The sequence below is a fragment of the Lonepinella sp. BR2474 genome, assembly GCF_051851555.1.
GTDB lineage: Bacteria > Pseudomonadota > Gammaproteobacteria > Enterobacterales > Pasteurellaceae > Lonepinella.
Genome location: NZ_JBPDVH010000003.1, coordinates 200,041 through 216,814 on the forward strand (window position 1 = coordinate 200,041; position 16,774 = coordinate 216,814).

Sequence of the window (16,774 nt, forward strand, 5' to 3'; positions counted from 1 at the left end):
AGAATGTTCTCTATCCGTCGTTGCTTTGACCTGAGCATCAGCTAAAAGTTCGCCATCAGACCAAAGAATAAAACTAGCCTAAAATTGACCGCACTTTTTCAAGGTCTTCTGGCGTATCCACCCCCACCGCAGGTACTTCTTTTGCCAGTTCCACATGAATACGTTCACCATGCCAGAGTACCCGTAATTGCTCAAGGCTTTCAATTTGCTCTAATGCAGTCGGTTGCCATTGCACATATTGCTGGATAAACCCTGCACGATAGGCATAAATGCCAATGTGGCGTAAATAGTGCGGTTGTAATTGAAGTTGTTTTTCTTGAAGTTCACCTTTTTGTAACAAAGCAAACTGATCCCGATCCCAAGGAATCACCGCACGAGAAAAATACAACACATAGCCGTTTTTGTCGGTGATTACTTTTACCGCATTCGGGTTAAACAACTCTTCGGGGGAGTCTATTTTCACCGCAAGGCTTGCCATATTGACTTGATATTTTTGTAAGTTTTCTGCCACCTGTTGCACAATGACAGGCGGAATTAAAGGTTCATCCCCTTGAATATTGACGATAATTTCATCAGCAGGCAAGCTCAATTTTTGCACCACTTCTGCCAAGCGTTCTGTGCCTGAATTGTGTTTTTCCGAAGTCATGCACACCTCGCCACCGAACTGCTGCACCGCTTGTGCCACTAGCTCGTTGTCCGTTGCCACAATCACACGGCTCGCCCCCGATTGTTGGGCTTTTTCCCACACATGTTGAATCATAGGTTTGCCCGCAATGTCTGCCAACGGTTTACCAGGTAAGCGGCTGGAGGCAAAACGGGCGGGAATAATTACGCTAAAATTTGTCATGTTTTATCCTTAATTAAACGCATAATGTGATCAAAAAGTGCGGTGATTTTTTGCGGTGTTTTTGTGGTAGCGGATATTTCTGCCTCAACGGGCACATACCACCAATTTTTTTGTGCAAATGCACCGCACTTCACGGCATCTTTTTCGGTCATTAATAGAGGTTGTTCTGGATCAAAACCAGTAAATAATGTGGCTTGATAGGCTTGATGATCGACAAAAGGTTGAGTATGGGTGAGCTGAATATTTAAACCCTGTAACATAGTAAAGAAACGTTTTGGATTACCAATACCGGCCATGGCTTGTGCCTGTTTTATTTCACTTAATAAACGTTTTTCACCCGTCACTAAATTAACGGCATAATGCGGAACAAGCATCATCACCGCATCAGAGTAACCATTCTCTGCCCCATTTGTAATGACAATATCGACATTTTTTAATCTGCTCGCTGTTTCACGTAATGGGCCAGCGGGTAATAATAATCCATTACCGAGTCCTCGTTCGGCCTCCATCACCACGATTTCGATATCTCGTTGTAATTTATAATGTTGCAGACCATCATCACTGATAATCACCTCACAAGGGTATTTTTCTAATAATAATTCAATCGCCTGTTGACGATTAGGCGAGATACAAACTGGTGCACCCGTTCGTTTGGCAATTAATAAAGGTTCATCACCCGATTGAATGGGATCATCATCAGCACTGACTAAGCGTGGATAATGATCAGATTGGCTACCATAACCACGAGAAATCACACCGCACTTTATTCCCTTTTCTTGCAACTGTTCCACAAGCCAAATCGTCACGGGGGTTTTGCCATTCCCACCGATACTTAAATTGCCGACGATAATGACGGGAACGGGAGAACGATAGGATTTTAAAATCTTCGATCTAAATAAAAAACGACGCAAACCACTGATTAAGCCAAAAAGCCAAGCCAGTGGTAATAAAAGATAAGCAATTTTGGAGTGGGTATACCAAAAATTCATTATTTATCCTATGTTTTAATGCGAAAACTGCATAGCATGTAATTGTTTATACGCCCCGCCCTGCTCTAAAAGATCTTCATGACTGCCTCGTTCTTTCACCTCACCATGCTCAATCACCACAATTTCGTCAGCCTTTTCAATGGTCGACAAGCGGTGGGCGATCACTAAAACCGTACGATCTTTTTGTAATTCTTCTAAGGCTGATTGAATGGCACGTTCCGATTCTGTATCCAATGCTGAGGTCGCTTCATCTAAAATCAATACTGGCGAATTACGCAATAAAGCACGTGCAATGGCCAAGCGTTGACGTTGACCGCCGGATAAACTCGCCCCATTTTCACCAATTACTGTATCTAAACCATTCTCCAATTTATCAATAAATTCCATAGCATGTGCAGCATGTACAGCGTCAATAATTTGTTGACGACTGTATTTCTCCGTGGCGGCATAAGCAATATTATTCGCCACGGTATCATTAAATAAATGCACTTGTTGCGACACGACGGAACATTGCTGACGTAAATTGGCGAGTTTATAATCTTGAATATTCACGCCATCCAGTAAAATCTCGCCTTGATCAATGTCATAAAAACGAGTTAATAAATTAGCAACCGTGGATTTACCCGATCCAGAGCGCCCCACTAAAGCAACGGTTTTACCTGCTGGAATACGTAAAGAAAAATGATTCAATGCCTTGTCTTCTTTGCCTTGATAAGTGAAACTTACCTGTTTAAATTCCACTTCACCTTTCGCCCGATCCACTTCATAGCTGCCACTGTCTTTTTCGGTGTCTAAATCCAAAAATTCAAACAACGTTTGACAAGCCGCCATACCACGTTGAAATTGCGAATTGACATTGGTTAAGGATTTCAAAGGGCGCATCATCGCCATCATGGACGAAAACACGACTGTAAACGACCCTGCAGTTAAATGTTCACTCATCACTTCAGGAAACGTCGCCACATAAAGCACCGCAGATAAAGCAAAAGAGGCAATAAGCTGTACCACACCATCAGAAATACCGTCAGCAGACACAATTTTCATCCCTTTGCGTCGCATATCGTTGCTGACTTCATTAAAGCGTTGTTCTTCCACCGGTTGACCACCGAAAGACAACACCACTTTATGCCCTTTTAACATTTGTTCCGTAGTGGTGCTTAAGGCTCCCATGCTGTCTTGAATATTACGGCTTAATTGGCGGAAAATTTTAGAGACGAGACCAATCAGTACACCGATAATCGGCGCTAAGACGAAAAGCACAATAGATAGCTGCCAACTAGTATAAATCATCACCACAAAGAGCGAAATTAAATAAGTCCCCTCACGCACAATGGTCACTAACGCACTAGACGACGAACTGGCAACCATTTCACTGTCGTAGGTCACGCGAGAAAGTAAGCGACCGGTTGGATTTTGGTCAAAATAACTCACTGGCATAAACATAAGATGTTTAAACAAACGGCGACGTAAGGTCATTACCACTTTGCCTGAAACCCAAGATAAACAATAGCTTGCAATGTAATTGGTAACGCCACGAAACAGCACAAACACCACCACCAATACGGCCATTAATTTGAGAAAATCATGATCCGCTTCGCCAAAACCACGATCCAATAAAGGTTTTAATAAATAAATTAACCCCGAATCCACCAACGCATTTAATACCAGAGCAATGGCTGCCACAATTAATCCCGCTTTGAATACACTAATGGTCGGCCATAGGCGTTTAAAGGTTTTGAATACCGAAATATCTTTTTCTTTCATAATCACATCTTCATTTAAAAAGTTGTTGGCATTGTACAATTTTTTTCAGCATTATCCAACTTAATCCCCCTGTTGAGCAGTAATAATCTGCTGATACCAAGGACTAAACGCATTTCTGGCAGTGGCAATTTTTGTGTTATCCCCATAGAATCGTACTGAAATTTGCCCCGAAACTGCGGTATTATACACCGCACTTTGCACTTGTTCTAAATGGGCTATCACACTGGTATGGGGGAATTTCCACTGATTCCATCGCCCACTTGAAATCAAGGCAATATCAGGTTGAATCCGTTCAACAAAATCCGCTCCCGTTGACGTTTTACTGCCATGATGACCCACTTGTAGTAGCTCAATTTTGGGCAATTGTGGCATAAGACGTCGCTCCGTAGCCAAATCGGCATCCCCTGTTAACAAGACGCTATGCTCCCCTTGTTGCACCAATAACACACAAGAATCGGCATTTTCTGCTCGAACAACCGGTTTTTCAGGCGATAACGCTTGAATATCTATTCCTTGCCATTGCCAATGCGCCCCTTGTTGACAAAAAGTGCGGTGATTTTCGTCATAGTTTTTCGCCGAAGGTGTAATCAGTTGGCTATGCGGAAAGGCTTTTAATATCGCCGTAGCGCCTCCCGCATGATCGTTATCATCATGACTAAGAATCACATAATCTAAGGCAATACCTTGCCGTTGCAAATAAGGAATAATTTCCAATTCCGCCATGGAACCGCCTTGCCAACTAGCGCCGGTGTCGTACAAAATCCCCCGCTGATTTTTCACGATTAAGGTTGATAACCCTTGTCCCACATCCAAGGTGTCCACTTGCCAATCGGGTTGCTGTCCGCCACGCCATATCAATGATAGGCTCAATAGCCCAATTAGACCACAACCGCCCAGTTGAACAAGCCGATATAAATGAGGGGGCAACGGACTACGCGAGGCAAACGATAATCCTAAGGGCCGAGATAATGAACTGAACGGCTTTATTGGGACGAGTTTTCTCGGGTGATAAAGCCAATAAACACTTCCCATGATGCCGACAAGCAAAATCAGACAGCAATACTGGATTTGTGAATCAGATAAGCCAATCCAACTATGTTGAAAATAGGCTAATAACTGAGTAATGCTATCCGCTAACCTATCCGCCCATTGCCAACTATTAAGGCCACCGCCAGTCAATACCGCCAACAATACCAATGGCACCAACAAAAAGCTATACAAAGGCACCGCAATAAGATTGGCGACTAAACCTTGTAAAGAAAATCCACCAAAGAACGCTAATTGAACAGGGGTAAAAAAACAAAATAACCCCAGTTGTAAATGAAACAAGGCTAAAATCCACCGCACTTTTGAGGAAATGGGTTGCCCTCGCCAAAGCAGTAAATTCAACGGAAATAAGCGATACCACAAAATCAAACAAGCCACCGCACTGGCCGACAGCCAAAAACTGGTAGATAAAACCATTAATGGATCACTTAACAGCAATAAGGCTATCACCAAGCAATACAACTGCCACGGCGTACAATAGCCTCGCAAAATACGCAGTAAAATGATCACGGATAAAGCTAAACTGGCACGAAAGGTCGGGATCGCCAATCCCGCTAAATTGGCATAAAATAATGCCAACAGCAAGCCGCAAAGTAACGGAAATATCGGCCGAATCCATCGCGTAGGCAATACATATTGCAACGCTCGCCCTAGCCAAAAGCCTAACGCCATGGCAAGCCCAATATGTAACCCAGAAATGGCGATTAAATGCGCAGTATTGGTTTGTTGGTAAATTTTCCACGTCGTGGGTGTTATCCACGCTCGCTCACCAAAGCCTAAAGCCAATAATAAACCTTGTTGAGATAAATCTTGGGTTTGCACCATGCTGTTGACGAGGCGTTGTTCTCGCCAGGAAAAATCTTGGGCTATTTTCACCGCACTTTTGATATTCGCAACGGCCTGAATATGGTTCGCCATATACCATTTTTGCCGCTCAAATCCCCCATTATTTAAACGTGAAGAAATAGGTTTTACGGCCAATGTGCCTTGCCATATCTCCCCAATTTGAGGCGTTTCTGCCACATGCCAATTCACATAAATCCGCCTTGCGGGCTGAGATGATGAGGGCGCCGTCTGGACAATTAACGAGGTGTATTCTCCCTGATGTTGAATAGCCTTGATTTGAAATTGAGCCTGTATTTTTTGTAACGGAACTTCCGCCTGTTGCAAGGCTTGTGTGGCGGTGAAATGGGCATAACCAATAAAGATCGTCATCATCAAGGCGCTGTTTAGCCACGTTTTAAGCCAGTCTAAACAACGTCGTCCGCTGATGATGGCTAGAGCCAATCGACCACCTAACAACAAGACAAATAGGATCATACTTGCTTGCCAAGAAAGCAAATAATCACGAGGTAAAAAAGACAAAGACAACACCGATAAAATCGCATAACCACTGATTTTATCAATTCTTATCTGAGGGCGTAATTTAAAAAAATTCTGCATTTTTCACCGCACTTTTGAGCTTTTTCACTATTTTTCTTGTATTGAACCAAGAATAAACGATACCGCTTTCAAGCCTACGCTAAAAAATCAAAAAGCCTAAATAATTTATTTCATTTTTGGAATGGAGATCACATTTTTATGTAAAGACTGTGTAAAGATCGCCTTGTTTCAGTAATTTTATTTGCTTATTTTAGCAACTTCTGGTATTTATAACGCCTTTAAAATTACCCCCCATTAATTTTCGGGGAATCACTTAAGGTGTTTGACGTCGCTAGATGGATCGCTCAGACAGAATATTATTGATTGGAGAACAACATGACAAACACGAATAAAGCCTCTTTAAGCCTTTTAGCCTTAGCAGGCGTGTCGCCATATCAAGAAGAAAAAAATGAAGAATACATGAATGAAAAACAAATCGTTCATTTCCGTAAAATTTTACAAGCATGGCACGACCAGATTGTCGGTGAGGCGAGCCGTACCGTAAACCATATGCGAGATGAGGCCTCTAATTTCCCAGATCCCGCAGATCGTGCGACCCAAGAAGAAGAATTTAGCTTAGAATTGCGTGCCAGAGATCGTGAACGCAAATTGATGAAAAAAATCGAAAATACTTTAAAAAAATTAGATACGGAAGATTTTGGCTACTGCAATTCATGCGGTGTCGAGATTGGTATTCGCCGCTTAGAGGCTCGTCCAACAGCCGATCTTTGTATTGATTGTAAAACATTAGCCGAAGTGCGTGAAAAACAAATGGGATTTTAATCAACATTCCCTCACAGGCTAGGCTATACAGAATAAACGTCGGACGTAATGAAATACGTCCGTTGATTTTATTCACAAAATCTTTTATTTACGGAGTTTATTATTTTAACGTACATAAAAAACTTGTTTGGTAAACATTCAAAGCAAGCTCAACCAAACAACACAGAACGACCACAACCGAAACGAACAGTACACACAAACAAGAAATCGGTAAGCACTAAACGCCATGCCAATGCAATGATCAAGGCAAGTCAAGTGGCTATTCATGCTCGATTGTTTAGTAAAAATGCCCTAAGCGTGGTCGAAAAACTGAATCGCCAAGGCTACGAAGCCTATATTGTCGGTGGCTGTATACGAGATCTGTTATTAGGTAAAGTACCGAAAGATTTCGATGTGGCCACCAATGCTCGCCCCGAACAAGTGCAAGCCATTTTCCAACGCCGTTGCCGTTTAGTCGGACGCCGTTTCCGTTTAGCCCATATTATGTTTGGGCGAGATATTATTGAAGTCGCCACATTCCGTGCCAATCACGAAATCAAACACTCCGAACAACAAGCGAAACAAAATGATGATGGCATGATTTTACGGGATAATGTTTACGGGACATTAGAACAAGACGCAGAACGCCGTGATTTTACCGTAAATGCGCTTTATTATAGCCCTAAAGACAATGTCATCTACGATTTCTATCAAGGCATTGACGATCTGAAAGCGGGGAAATTACGCCTCATCGGCGATCCTGTCACTCGCTATCAAGAAGATCCCGTACGCATGTTGCGAGCCATTCGTTTTATGGCGAAATTAGATATGTTTTTGGACAAATCCAGCGAAACGCCGATTGTCGAACTTGCACCGCTGTTGAAAAATATCCCGCCCGCTCGTTTATTTGATGAAAGTTTGAAATTATTACAAACTGGCTGCGGTGAAAAAACCTATCATTTATTACGTCAATACGCTTTATTTGAGCAACTGTTCCCTGCGCTGCTCCCTTATTTTACCGAAAAAGGCGACAGTTTAGCGGAACGCATGATGATTCATTCGGTGAAATCCACCGACGAACGTATCGCTGATAATTTACGGATTAACTCCGCATTCTTATTTGCGGCATTCTTTTGGTATCCGTTACGTGAAAAAGTCGATACACTAAAAAATGAGGGCGGATTAAATAACCACGACGCCTATGCGTTAGCCGGAAATGAAATCATGGACGTATTGTGCCGTGCCCTTGCTGTACCACGCCGACATACGGGCGTCATTCGTGAAATTTGGATGTTGCAATTACAGCTTGCCAAACGTTCGGGCAAATTCCCTGAACGCACCATGCAACACCCGAAATTCCGTGCGGCTTACGACCTATTAGCCATGCGTGCGGAAATTGAGGGCGGAGAAAGCATTGAATTGGCCAAATGGTGGCATGAATATCAGTTCAGCAATACCGAACAACGTATTGCATTAATCAAAGAGCAAAATAAAAATGCGCCAAGACCAAAAAAACGTTATGCCCGCAAACGTTCGCCGAAAAAGGACTAACCTATGGCCATTGCATACATTGCCTTAGGCAGTAATTTAAATCAACCGGTGCAACAACTGAATGCAGCGATTCAGGCTATGGCGGTTTTACCTCAAACCCAAGTGCTAGCGGTCAGTTCATTTTACCGTAGTAAACCACTCGGGCCACAAGATCAACCCGATTATATTAATGCTGTGGCAAAAATCCAAACGGCATTGGAACCGCTCGCCTTATTAGATGCCTTACAGCACATTGAAAATCAACAAGGTCGAGTACGTTTACGTCATTGGGGCGAACGCACTTTAGATTTAGATATTTTACTTTATGGTCAACGGGTTATTCAGTCAGAAAGACTGACTATTCCCCATTATGATATGCAAAATCGAGAGTTTGTGATGATTCCACTGTATGAAATTGATAGCGATTTAATTTTACCCGATGGAGTGAAGTTATCCGACCTGATGAAAAATATCAAAAATAATCAAATGGTGCTTGTAATTCAAAATAAATAAGCTATAATGGTTTCCATCTTAAGTAATCCCTAGTGCTTAAGGTAACTTCACTTAGTTGTGATTCCAAAACAAGTGAAAATTTTGTTCATAAATCCTAAACATCCCTAATGAAAATGCAACTGAGAAGTTGCATTTTTTTCTTTAAAATTCCTGAAAAATCCTCTGTTACCTTTAGATTTTTCCTATAAAAAAACACATAAAACTGCTAGAATAAAATATATTTTCTTAGATTTTTATATATTATGGCATTAATCAGTTTAACCAACGGCTACCTTTCTTTTAGCGATCACCCTTTGCTTGATCATTGCGATCTACATATTGAACCAAACGAACGGGTGTGTTTAGTGGGGCGAAATGGCGCAGGCAAATCTACCCTACTCAAAATTCTGGCTGGCGATACTGTGATGGATGATGGCAAATTGCTGTTAAACCAAGATTTGATCGTTTCTCGTTTAGAACAGGATCCGCCACGCACCGCAAGCGGTAATGTGTTTGATTATGTGGCCGAGGGAATTGGGCATTTAGCCGATTTATTGAAAGAATATCATCATTTATCCACGCAATTAGAACGGGATTATAGCGAAAGCCTACTCAATCAACTCGCCAACGTGCAAGCTAAATTAGAACACGCTAACGGCTGGCAATTTGATAATAAAATCAAGGAAGTGTTAATTAAACTCCTGCTTAATCCTGAAACCAAATTATCCGATTTATCGGGCGGTTGGCTACGTAAAGCTGCACTGGCTCGGGCATTAGTGTGTAATCCTGATGTGTTATTATTAGACGAACCCACCAACCATTTGGATGTAGATGCGATTGAATGGTTAGAAGAATTTTTACTGGAATTTAAAGGCAGTATCGTATTTATTTCTCACGACCGTTCTTTTATTCGCAAAATGTCAACACGTATAGTGGATCTTGACCGAGGAAAACTCGTGTCTTATTCCGGTGATTACGACACTTATCTCACCACCAAAGAAGAAAATCTGCGCGTGGAAGAATTGCAAAATGCCCTATTCGATAAAAAACTCGCTCAAGAAGAAGTCTGGATTCGGCAAGGCATTAAAGCTAGACGTACACGTAATGAAGGACGAGTACGTGCCTTAAAAGCCTTGCGAGAAGAACGCCGTCAACGCCGAGATCAGCTTGGCACAGCAAAATTACAGCTCGACCAATCTAGCCGTTCAGGCAAAATTGTGTTTGAACTCGAAAACGCCAATTTTGAGATTGACGGTAAAAAATTGCTCTCCAATTTTAGCACCAATATTATGCGGGGCGATAAAATTGCTTTAGTGGGTGCCAATGGTTGTGGAAAAACGACTTTTATTAAACTATTACTCGAACAACTTAAACCCACTTCAGGAAAAATCCGTTGTGGCACCAAATTAGACATTGCCTATTTCGACCAATATCGAGTGGATCTTGATCCCGAAAAATCTGTTATGGATAATGTGGCAGACGGCAAGCAAGATATTGAAGTCAACGGCATTAAACGCCACGTGTTAGGCTATTTACAAGATTTCTTATTTCCACCCAAACGAGCCATGACCCCAGTCAAAGCCTTGTCAGGAGGTGAACGCAATCGCTTATTGTTGGCAAAATTATTATTAAAGCCGAATAATTTATTAATTCTGGACGAACCAACTAACGATTTAGATGTGGAAACACTTGAATTATTAGAAGAAATTCTCGCTGATTATCAAGGCACGCTACTCATCGTCAGCCACGACCGTCAATTTATTGATAACGTCGCCACCGAATGTTATATGTTTGAGGGCGAGGGCGTATTGAATAAATATGTGGGCGGTTATTTTGATGCCAAACAGCAACAAGCAAATGTGTTGGTTCAAAAAGCGTTAAATGGCTCGGTGAAAACCGCTGAAAAAACAGAAAAAACTGCGGTGCAAAATCCGAAAGTTTCTGAAAAACCGAAAAAACAAGCCACCAAGCTGTCTTACAAAGAACAACGTGAATTGGAACAATTACCGCAACAATTAGAAGAATTAGAACAAAAAATTACCGCACTTCAAACAGAAGTCGGCAGCCCTGAATTCTTCCAGCAGGATCACAGTTATACTAGCGAAAAATTGCAAGAATTAGCGGATTTGGAAACGGAATTGGAGCAAGCGTTTGAGCGGTGGGAAGCGTTGGAGGAAAAGAAAAATGCAAACATGGCTTGATTGGAAACAACAACATCGTTATAAAATTCAACATATCGCTGGATATGAAGAAAAATTCGTTGATAATGTGTTAAGCAAAATTGATTTAATTTCACCTGAAGATGTAATTCCACAATATCATTTTATCGATCATAAAGGTGGAAATCGTTATGTGGATTTCGTTATTAAAATTCATCAAGGTAATAAAATAACTTTATTGCCCATAGAACTAGATGGCAAAACAAAGTTTGAACAATATGCAAGTTTCAATGATACACTTGAACGACAAAATGATTTAATTAAGCAATTTGGCTGTTTATTACGTTACACTAACTTAAAAATGCTTAACCAACCTGAAAGCATTATCAATGAAATTACACAGTATATTCAAGATACAATAAACAAAAAAGACACTGCTGAATTACAACGAAAAAACTATGAGCAGTACAAACAAAGCATAGAATCTAGACTTGCTGAGATCAATCAAAAAATTTCAGATTTAACCACACCTAATAAAGAATTAGAAACACTAAAAAATAAACAACAGCAAACAGAGAAAGAATTAAAACACATTCATTCAACAATAACAAAATTACATAGCACAGATATGACATCAAATAAAAAGTGGACTATTCCTTTATTCTCTATTTGCTTTGCTATTTTAGCTGGAATATGGATAACCAATTATTTTGTTCAATCTACACAAACAAAAGATGAAATAACAAAGGATTATATTTATGCAAGTGAATCTGCAAAATATCTAGGTGAAGAGAAAACTGTTTGTGGTCAGATTGTTGAAATAAAATCTTTTGCTAAAGGTGTTTTCGTCAACCTAAATAAACCCTACCCTAATCAAGATTTAACTATCGTTATATGGGAAGAAGACTTGGTAAATATTGGCACTCAATTTTTAACAGAGATCAACAATAAAAATTATTGTGCCAAAGGTATTTTACAAGAATATAAAGGGCAAATAAGATTAAAAATAACTCAGTTTAATCAATTGAAAAAATGGGAGAAATAAAATGAAAAATGTTCTTTTTGCATTGACTTTTATTAGCACTACTATTATGGCAGCTGAATATCCTATTGAAACATATAAAGCAGGACTTTATCTCAATCAGGAAACCACAGTTTGTGGACGAGCTGTTGAAGTAACAAAAGGTAAAAAACAAACTTTTATTAATATTGATGGAAAATATCCAAATCAAAAAATTACATTTTTAATTTGGGATAGTAACCTAAGTGAATTTTTAAATAAATATTCTTCTCTTTCAACATTAACAAATGAACGAGTATGTGCTAAAGGTAAAATTATAAAATATAAAAAACAATTCCAAATTATTGTGAATGAAACTAAAAATATGTGGGTTAAACCTTAAATAAATTATGACCGAAAAACAATACGACTCAATAAACATTCAGGTACTCAAAGGCTTAGAACCTGTGCAGGTTCGCCCAGGGATGTACACCGATACCACTCGCCCAAATCATTTAGGGCAAGAAGTGATTGATAATAGCGTGGACGAGGCTTTAGCGGGTTACGCCACCAAAATTGAAGTGATTTTACACAAAGATCAATCCCTTGAAGTGACCGACAACGGTCGGGGTATGCCTGTGGATATGCACCCGACGGAGAAAATGTCAGGTGTTGAAGTGATTCTCACCAAACTGCATGCGGGCGGTAAATTTTCCAATAAGAATTATGAATTTTCAGGCGGTTTACACGGCGTGGGGATTTCGGTGGTGAATGCCCTGTCGGAACGGGTGGATGTGACCATTAAACGCAATGGCGAAGTCCATCATATCGCTTTTGCCAATGGCGAAAAAGTGGAAAACTTAACCGTGACAGGCAGTTGCGGTCGGCGCAATACAGGGACAACGGTACACTTTAAACCGAATCCAAAATACTTTGACAGTGATAAATTCTCTGTTTCTCGCTTGCGACATTTATTGCGAGCCAAAGCAGTACTCTGTTCGGGGTTGGAAATCAAATTTATTGATAAGGTCAACGGCACGGAAGATACTTGGCTTTATCAAGACGGACTCTCCGATTATTTAAGCGAGGCGGTCAATGGCTTTACGGCTCTGCCTGAAACGCCTTTTGTGGGCGAATTTAAAGGCAATTCGGAGGCGGTGGCGTGGGCGTTGTTGTGGTTGCCTGAGGGCGGGGAATTACTGGGCGAAAGCTATGTGAATTTGATCCCGACGATTTTGGGCGGAACGCACGTTAATGGCTTACGACAAGGCTTATTAGATGCCATGCGTGAATTTTGCGAATTTCATAATCTGTTGCCACGCAATGTCAAACTCACGGCTGATGATTTGTGGGATCGCTGTGCTTATGTGCTGTCACTGAAAATGCACGATCCGCAATTTTCAGGGCAAACCAAAGAACGGCTTTCTTCTCGACAAAGTGCAGTGTTTATTAGTGGCGTAGTGAAAGATGCGTTCAGCCTTTGGCTCAATAACAATGTAGAACAAGCCAAAGCCTTGGCGGAAATGGCGATTAGCTCGGCCCAAAAACGGCTGAATGCAGCAAAAAAGGTGGTGCGTAAAAAACTCACGTCAGGCCCTGCGTTACCGGGCAAATTAGCGGATTGTTCGCAACAAGATTTAGATCGCACGGAGCTGTTTTTGGTGGAGGGCGACTCTGCGGGTGGTTCAGCCAAACAGGCTCGTAATCGGGATTATCAAGCCATTCTTCCTTTGCGTGGTAAAATTTTAAATACTTGGGAAGTGGCGTCCGATCAGGTGTTAGGATCGGAAGAAGTGCATAATATTGCAGTGGCACTCGGGATCGATCCTGATAATGATGACTTGAGCCAGTTGCGTTATGGCAAGGTGTGTATTTTAGCGGATGCGGACAGCGACGGCTTGCATATCGCTACCCTACTTTGTGCGTTGTTTTTACGCCATTTCCCGAAATTGGTGCAAGAGGGACATGTGTTTGTGGCCATGCCACCGTTATATCGCATTGACTTGGGTAAAGAAGTCTATTACGCCTTAGACGAAAGTGAAAAAGACGCTATTTTAGATCGTTTAAAAGGCAAACGTGGTCAACTGAATGTACAGCGTTTCAAAGGGTTGGGTGAAATGAACCCGAGCCAATTACGAGAAACCACCATGGATCCGAATACTCGCCGTTTAGTGCAGTTAACCTACAAAGAAGATGACGAAAGTGCGGTGGAAAAAGAAGATGTTTTACCGAATGATACCTTTGAATTAATGGATATGTTACTCAATAAAAAACGAGCAGATGATCGCAAAAACTGGTTGCAAGCCAAGGGCGATCAGGTGGATTTAACGGTGTAAAATATAACCCCCTCTCCCTCTGGGAGAGGGTTGGGGTGAGGGTTATTACGTAATTTTACCCTCACCCTAGCCCTCTCCCAAAGGGAGAGGGAACGGGAACAAAATATGACTGAAAATAACAATATCAACTACGAGGGCATTGAACAAATGCCACTGCGGACTTTTACGGAAAGTGCCTATTTAAATTATTCCATGTATGTGATTATGGATCGTGCCTTACCTTTTATCGGCGACGGTCTAAAACCGGTACAACGGCGGATTATTTATTCCATGTCGGAACTGGGCTTAAACGCCAGTGCGAAATATAAAAAATCTGCTCGCACCGTGGGGGACGTGTTGGGTAAATTCCATCCGCACGGCGACAGTGCCTGTTATGAGGCCATGGTATTAATGGCACAACCCTTTTCTTATCGCTATCCTTTGGTAGATGGACAAGGCAACTGGGGGGCAGCGGACGATCCGAAATCCTTTGCGGCTATGCGTTATACGGAATCTCGTTTATCCAAAATTTCCGAAATGTTGCTCGGTGAATTAGGGCAAGGTACGGTAGATTATCAACCGAATTTTGATGGCACCCTGCAAGAACCACAATATTTGCCCGCTCGCCTACCGCATATTTTGCTCAATGGCACAACGGGGATCGCTGTCGGTATGGCAACGGATATTCCGCCCCATAATATCAATGAAATTGCCGACGCTTGCGTGATGTTATTAGATAATCCGAAAGCCACCCTTGACGATCTCTTAACTGTCGTGCAAGGCCCTGATTTTCCAACAGAGGCCGAAATTATCACGCCGAAAGCGGATATTCGTAAAATCTATGAACAAGGGCGTGGTTCAATCAAAATGCGTGCGGCGTGGAAAAAAGAGGATGGTGAAATTATTATTACCGCTGTGCCACATCAATCATCACCGACCAAAATTCAAGCCCAAATTGCCGATCAAATGAATAGCAAGAAATTGCCTATGTTGGAAGATATGCGAGATGAGGCGGATCAGGATAATCCTGTGCGAATCGTGCTTGTGCCACGTTCTAACCGTGTGGATGTAGATGCGGTAATGGCACATTTATTTGCCACCACGGACTTGGAAAAATCTTATCGAGTGAATATGAATATGATCGGTCTGGATCATAAACCGGCGGTGAAAGGATTAGTGCAAATTCTCACGGAATGGTTGCAATTCCGTCGTACAACGGTTACCCGTCGTTTACAACACCGTTTGGATAAAATTTTAGCTCGTTTGCATATTTTAGCCGGTTTGATGATCGCTTACTTAAATATTGATGAAGTGATTGAGATTATCCGCCACGAAGATGAACCTAAGGCGGAATTAATGGCTCGCTTTAATTTGAGTGATGAACAAGCGGAAGCCATTTTGAACTTGCGTTTACGTCATTTAGCCAAATTAGAAGAACAAGAATTACAAGCGGAACAAGATAAACTCGCAGAAGAACGTGAACAGTTAGAATTGTTACTGGGTTCTGAACGCCGTTTAAATACCTTAATTAAAAAAGAAATTCAGCAAGACGCTAAAACCTACGCCAGCCCACGCCGTTCACCATTAATTGAACGAGCCGAAGCCAAAGCCATTTCAGAAAGCGAAATGTTACCTGCTGAAGCGGTTACCGTAATTTTATCAGAACAAGGTTGGGTGCGTTGTGCTAAAGGTCATGAGATTGATGTGACAGGGTTAAGTTATAAAGCAGGGGACAAATATCTTGACCATGCACAAGGTAAAAGCAATCAGCCGGCGGTGTTTATCGACAGCACCGGACGGAGCTATGCGTTGGATCCACTCAGTTTGCCATCTGCTCGTTCGCAAGGCGAACCGTTAACCGGTAAATTAACCTTACCAACAGGTGCAAATGTAACGCAAGTCTTAATGGAAAATACCGATCAAGCCTTGTTAATGTCATCCAGTTCAGGCTATGGTTTTATCTGTCAATTTGAGGATTTGGTTGCTCGCAACAAAGCCGGTAAAGCGGTGATCAGCTTGCCTGAAAATGCCAATGTGTTACCGACCAAAATTTTGCAAAAAAACACCGCACTTTTGGTGGCCTTAACCCAAGCTGGACGCATGCTCATTTTCCCTGTGGCAGACTTGCCGACCCTTGCGAAAGGAAAAGGAAACAAAATCATCACCATTTCTGGTGCAGATTTGAAAGCAGGCAAAGACAGTTTAGTGAAATTATTGCTGATTTCAGAAAACGCCAGTTTGGTGTTCCATTCAGGTAAACGCAAAATCACGCTAAAACCAGAAGATTTGCAAAAATTCCGTGCCGAACGAGGCAGAAAAGGCTCCAGTTTGCCACGAGGCTTGCATAGTGGCGTAGAAATAGACGTGATTGAGCCGGCGGAATAGCGCAAAGAACGACATAAACACAAAATAGGGGAAATTTTCTCCTATTTTTATTTTCAAAACCG

12 protein-coding genes are annotated in these 16,774 nt (G+C 41.7%); 8 read left to right on the forward strand and 4 right to left on the reverse strand.

The annotated features are described in order from the left end of the window. Nucleotides 1–73: 73 nt before the first annotated feature. The 4 genes from kdsB to ACTG7Q_RS06000 are packed head-to-tail and all read right to left on the reverse strand — an operon-like array spanning nt 74 to nt 6,090. On the reverse strand, nt 74–847 hold the full coding sequence (kdsB, locus tag ACTG7Q_RS05985; RefSeq protein WP_439241892.1) for a 3-deoxy-manno-octulosonate cytidylyltransferase: 774 nt from the start codon (nt 845–847) through the stop codon (nt 74–76). After that, on the reverse strand, nt 844–1,836 hold the full coding sequence (lpxK, locus tag ACTG7Q_RS05990) for a tetraacyldisaccharide 4'-kinase (RefSeq protein WP_439241894.1): 993 nt from the start codon (nt 1,834–1,836) through the stop codon (nt 844–846). Before lpxK ends, kdsB begins: the two co-directional genes overlap by 4 nt. Nucleotides 1,837–1,851: 15 nt before the next feature. Next, nucleotides 1,852–3,600 (reverse strand): lipid A ABC transporter ATP-binding protein/permease MsbA, encoded by a 1,749-nt coding sequence (msbA, locus tag ACTG7Q_RS05995; protein WP_439241896.1) that lies wholly within the window; start codon nt 3,598–3,600, stop codon nt 1,852–1,854. A 60-nt stretch (nt 3,601–3,660) separates the two neighbouring features. Then, complete coding sequence (locus tag ACTG7Q_RS06000; protein ID WP_439241898.1) at nt 3,661–6,090, reverse strand: DNA internalization-related competence protein ComEC/Rec2; 2,430 nt, start codon at nt 6,088–6,090, stop codon at nt 3,661–3,663. A 315-nt stretch (nt 6,091–6,405) separates the two neighbouring features. Here ACTG7Q_RS06000 and dksA point away from each other — a divergent pair, with 315 nt between their 5' ends. The 8 genes from dksA (at nt 6,406) to parC (ending at nt 16,712) form a co-directional block, all read left to right on the forward strand. Then, nucleotides 6,406–6,852: an RNA polymerase-binding protein DksA gene (dksA, locus tag ACTG7Q_RS06005; protein WP_439241900.1), complete on the forward strand. Its 447-nt coding sequence runs from the start codon at nt 6,406–6,408 to the stop codon at nt 6,850–6,852. A gap of 237 nt (nt 6,853–7,089) precedes the next feature. Continuing rightward, entirely contained in the window at nt 7,090–8,382 is a 1,293-nt protein-coding gene (pcnB, locus tag ACTG7Q_RS06010; protein ID WP_439241945.1) for a polynucleotide adenylyltransferase PcnB, read from the forward strand. A 3-nt stretch (nt 8,383–8,385) separates the two neighbouring features. Then, nucleotides 8,386–8,874 carry a 2-amino-4-hydroxy-6-hydroxymethyldihydropteridine diphosphokinase gene (gene folK / locus ACTG7Q_RS06015; RefSeq protein ID WP_439241902.1) on the forward strand — a complete coding sequence of 163 codons (489 nt, stop codon included), beginning with the start codon at nt 8,386–8,388 and terminating at the stop codon, nt 8,872–8,874. A 242-nt stretch (nt 8,875–9,116) separates the two neighbouring features. After that, nucleotides 9,117–11,054 (forward strand): ABC transporter ATP-binding protein, encoded by a 1,938-nt coding sequence (locus ACTG7Q_RS06020; RefSeq protein ID WP_439241904.1) that lies wholly within the window; start codon nt 9,117–9,119, stop codon nt 11,052–11,054. Further along, entirely contained in the window at nt 11,038–12,057 is a 1,020-nt protein-coding gene (locus tag ACTG7Q_RS06025) for a hypothetical protein (RefSeq protein WP_439241906.1), read from the forward strand. The genes ACTG7Q_RS06020 and ACTG7Q_RS06025 overlap by 17 nt, the downstream gene beginning before the upstream one ends. Nucleotide 12,058: 1 nt before the next feature. Next, nucleotides 12,059–12,415 (forward strand): hypothetical protein, encoded by a 357-nt coding sequence (locus ACTG7Q_RS06030; RefSeq protein ID WP_439241908.1) that lies wholly within the window; start codon nt 12,059–12,061, stop codon nt 12,413–12,415. Nucleotides 12,416–12,422: 7 nt separating this feature from the next. Beyond that, on the forward strand, nt 12,423–14,348 hold the full coding sequence (gene parE, locus ACTG7Q_RS06035; RefSeq protein WP_439241910.1) for a DNA topoisomerase IV subunit B: 1,926 nt from the start codon (nt 12,423–12,425) through the stop codon (nt 14,346–14,348). 105 nt (nt 14,349–14,453) lie between these two features. Continuing rightward, complete coding sequence (parC, locus tag ACTG7Q_RS06040) at nt 14,454–16,712, forward strand: DNA topoisomerase IV subunit A (protein ID WP_439241912.1); 2,259 nt, start codon at nt 14,454–14,456, stop codon at nt 16,710–16,712. Nucleotides 16,713–16,774: the final 62 nt, after the last annotated feature.